Raw genomic sequence first — 890 nt, 5'->3', positions numbered from 1 at the left:
AGACGGTGCGGGAGGCGCGGCCGGCGGCGCGGGCGGCTGCCGGTCGCAGGCGGCGAGCGCAAGCAGCAACACCGCCACGCCTGGTTGAATCGGCTTCATCGCACTTCCTCGCTGGACCAGCGCATAGGCTAGCGTGCATGCGCCTGCGCTGCACGGCGCTGCGGCGACGACACGCAGCGCGCAGCCGCGGCTCGGCACAGCGCCCTGAACCGGGCGTTCGATCACGCCGATGACAAGACGGCTGCAGGCACCGACACGCCGGCGCATCGCCCCTGTCATCGGCATTTCACCGCTGCGCGCCATGCTGCGCGCCTACCGACCCCGCCGCCATGCACCCGCGCAAGACCGCCCTCGCCCTTGCGGCACTGCAATCGCACGATGCGCCGCTGGACATGCGCCAGCGACGCGTGCTGATCCTGGCCGACGGCCAGCGCAGCGTCGAGGAACTGACCACGCTGGGCGGCCGCGGCGCCGATGCGATCGTGCAGGGGCTACTGGAGCAGGGCTACCTGGACGATGGGCGCGGCGTCGCCGCCGCAACGGTGGCCGCGAGCGCGCCACCACCACCGGCCGACCCGCGTCGCGCCCTGCTCAATGCACGCATGTATCTGCTGGACCTGCTGCAACTGCAGCGGCATCCGGCCTCGCCTGCCCTGCAGCTGCAGTTGCGCGCCGCGCGCGAGGAGCAGGACACCCTGCGCGCGATCGCGCTGGCGCTGCGCACCATGCCGGAGATGACCTCCGAGCGCTACGCGCAGCGCATCCGCGAGCGCGTGTTGGAGATCCTGCCGGCATCGCTGCACGGCGCGCTGGCGACCGCGGCGGAGGCCGCCTGACGGGCAGCGCCGCCGTGCGTCGCAGCGGCAGCCCCGGCAGCAGCCTGAGCGGCG

At 73.6% G+C, this 890-nt stretch carries 1 protein-coding gene and 1 pseudogene; one reads left to right on the top strand and one right to left on the bottom strand.

Annotated features, from left to right (window positions below):
• A pseudogene (locus tag D588_RS28585) lies at positions 1–303 on the bottom strand (hypothetical protein); the annotation flags it as partial.
• Positions 304–329: 26 nt separating this feature from the next.
• Between D588_RS28585 and D588_RS0116925 the strand changes: the two are divergent.
• Positions 330–836: a hypothetical protein gene (locus D588_RS0116925; protein WP_017916823.1), complete on the top strand. Its 507-nt coding sequence runs from the start codon at positions 330–332 to the stop codon at positions 834–836.
• Positions 837–890 lie beyond the last annotated feature (54 nt).

The sequence above is a fragment of the Xanthomonas sp. SHU 308 genome (genome assembly GCF_000364645.1).
Lineage (GTDB): Bacteria > Pseudomonadota > Gammaproteobacteria > Xanthomonadales > Xanthomonadaceae > Xanthomonas_A > Xanthomonas_A sontii.
This window is presented reverse-complemented; position numbering and strand designations above follow the sequence as displayed.

Coding starts and splice junctions, on each gene's coding strand:
- D588_RS0116925 (WP_017916823.1), top strand. CDS start 330: ATGCACCCGCGCAAGACCGCCCTCGCCCTTGCGGCACTGCAATCGCAC.